Origin of the sequence: Streptomyces otsuchiensis (assembly GCF_004305975.1) — a bacterium.
Taxonomy (GTDB): domain Bacteria; phylum Actinomycetota; class Actinomycetes; order Streptomycetales; family Streptomycetaceae; genus Streptomyces; species Streptomyces otsuchiensis.
In genome coordinates this window covers 1-1910 of the sequence record NZ_BHZI01000487.1, presented here as the reverse complement: position 1 = coordinate 1910, position 1910 = coordinate 1, and the positions used below count along the sequence as shown (strand labels likewise).

The window sequence follows — 1910 nt, the reverse complement described above, 5'->3', positions numbered from 1 at the left end:
ACCCCGTCACCGCCATCGGCTACGCCGCCGCACACCCCTACGACGGTGAACGGCCCTACTACTGCGCGGGCCCGACCAGGGTCCTCGGTCCGGGTGACGCGGCCGAGGCCAACGTCGGCGGACTGCTGCTGGAGGAGTGCGGACTGACCCGCGGCGCCAGCGGCGGACCGTGGCTCCAGCACTTCGACCGCGAGGGACAGGCGGGCACGGTCGTCGGTGTCACCTCGGCCGCCACCGGCCACGGTGAGATCGTCGGCCGCCCCTACCCGCCGGAGGCCCGGGAACTGTACGACCGGGCGGCCGGTGGCCTCCCGGCCGGCAGCCCCTGAGCGCCCGGTCGGCGGCGGCGGAGCTGTCGGCGGCGGAGCTGTCGACGGCCCCCTCCGGCCTGGCTCAGCCGGCCGGCGCCAGGAACGCGTCGAAGTCGGAGCGGTAGGACGCCCACGCCGACGGTCCCGCCGCGTACTCCGCGTCGGAGAGCAGGCAGGAGTCCAGCAGCCCGCGCAGCTGCTCCGCCGGCAGGTCCGGCGCCGTGAACACCAGGTGCTGGCCACGGTCGCCGTGTACCGGGTCCCAGTCCAGCGACGCCGCCGCCCGCCGCTCCGCCGGGACCAGCTCCCAGGCGGCGTCCGGCAGCGAAGCCAGCCAGGGACCGGCTCCCTCGACCGCCAGGGCCCCGCCCGCGCAGTCCCACGAGACCAGGGTGTCGTGGCGGTCCGCCAGCCAGAACCGCCCCCGGCTGCGCACCGCCACGCAGACCAGATCCTCCAGCGCGGCGTAGAGCCTCCCCGGATGGAACGGCCGCCGCGCCCGCCACACCGTGGTGGTCACGCCGTGCTCGCACGCCTCGTGCGGCAGCAGCGCGCAGGCGGGGTGCTGGCGGGCGGCCGCGGCGGCGGTGTCGAACCCGGGGGCCAGGGCCGCCAGGAAGCCGCTCTCGCCGGGCCGCACCAGCCGGGCGGTCGGGTGGAGCTGCGCCAGCAGCGCGTAGTCGGTCGCGTCCGCCGGTTCGCGGCCCTCGGCCAGGGCCAGCACCGGCGCGTACTCCAGCTGGCGGGCGAAGGCGTCCGCCACCGTCCGCTGGTCGCCCGGGGCCGCGCCGAGGCCGCACTCGGCGAGGCCGTCGCCGTTGGCCAGGCAGGGCAGCACCAGCGCCGGATCGATGGCGGTGACCACGCCCTGCAGCCGGACGCGGTCCGAGGCGTGCGCCTGGATCACCTCGGCCATCGACTGGGGCTCCACCGAGTCCCAGAGCTCGACGACGGCGAGGGGGTGGGTCCCGCAGGCCGCGAGCCGTTCCAGTTCGGGAACCAGGTCGTCGCGGAGCGCGCAGCAGGCGCAGTCGTTGACCAGGCCGACCTCGCGGGAGCCGGTGATGCCACCGGCGTCGCGCAGGGTGCTGGTGACGGTCCGTCCGGTCGCCGTCGTCAGGTCGTGGTGCAGGGCGACGGCGCCCGGCACGGCGCGCAGCAGCGCCTCCGTCACGGTGTGCCGGGCGTCGGCGTGCATGCCGGCGAGGATCACCACGGGCAGCATCAGCGGGCACCGCTCCGCTCGTACCGGCGGTTGAACCGCTCGACGCGGCCTTCGGTGTCCATGACGCGGGCGGTGCCGGTGTAGAAGGGGTGGCTCGCCGAGGAGACCTCGACGTCGACGACCGGGTAGGTGTTGCCGTCCTCCCACTCGATCGTCTCGGTGCGGGCGCCGTCCCCGGCCCCGTCTCCGGCCGCGCGGGCGGAGAGCGTGGAGCGGGTCAGGAAGGCGAAGCCGGCGGACCGGTCGCGGAAGACCACCGGTCCGTACGCGGGGTGGATATCTGGCTGCATGGCTCGGTGCTGCCTCTCTGCTGGGGCCCCGGGCGCGGACGGCCGGGGCCGGCCGCGCGTGGGGCGGGGGTGGGTGGTGCGGGG

At 76.5% G+C, this 1910-nt stretch carries 3 protein-coding genes; 1 reads left to right on the top strand and 2 read right to left on the bottom strand.

The window, feature by feature from the left end; translation table 11 throughout:
• Positions 1-329: trypsin-like serine peptidase (locus E0D90_RS26905; protein WP_498072972.1), on the top strand; the 329-nt coding region annotated here is incomplete at its 5' end.
• Between the two features lie 64 nt (positions 330-393).
• On the opposite strand, the gene E0D90_RS25320 is transcribed toward E0D90_RS26905, so the two are convergent.
• Both E0D90_RS25320 and E0D90_RS25315 read right to left on the bottom strand, forming a co-directional pair.
• Positions 394-1536, bottom strand: coding sequence for a CobW family GTP-binding protein (locus tag E0D90_RS25320; protein WP_130800245.1), 1143 nt, complete (start codon positions 1534-1536; stop codon positions 394-396).
• Positions 1536-1826, bottom strand: a complete 291-nt coding sequence (locus tag E0D90_RS25315; protein ID WP_103504743.1) for a type B 50S ribosomal protein L31 — start codon at positions 1824-1826, stop codon at positions 1536-1538. Before E0D90_RS25315 ends, E0D90_RS25320 begins: the two co-directional genes overlap by 1 nt.
• Positions 1827-1910 lie beyond the last annotated feature (84 nt).

Excerpts from the sequence above, each read along its gene's own strand:
- E0D90_RS25320 (WP_130800245.1), bottom strand. The coding sequence starts at position 1,536 with ATGCTGCCCGTGGTGATCCTCGCCGGCATGCACGCCGACGCCCGGCAC.
- E0D90_RS25315 (WP_103504743.1), bottom strand. The coding sequence starts at position 1,826 with ATGCAGCCAGATATCCACCCCGCGTACGGACCGGTGGTCTTCCGCGAC.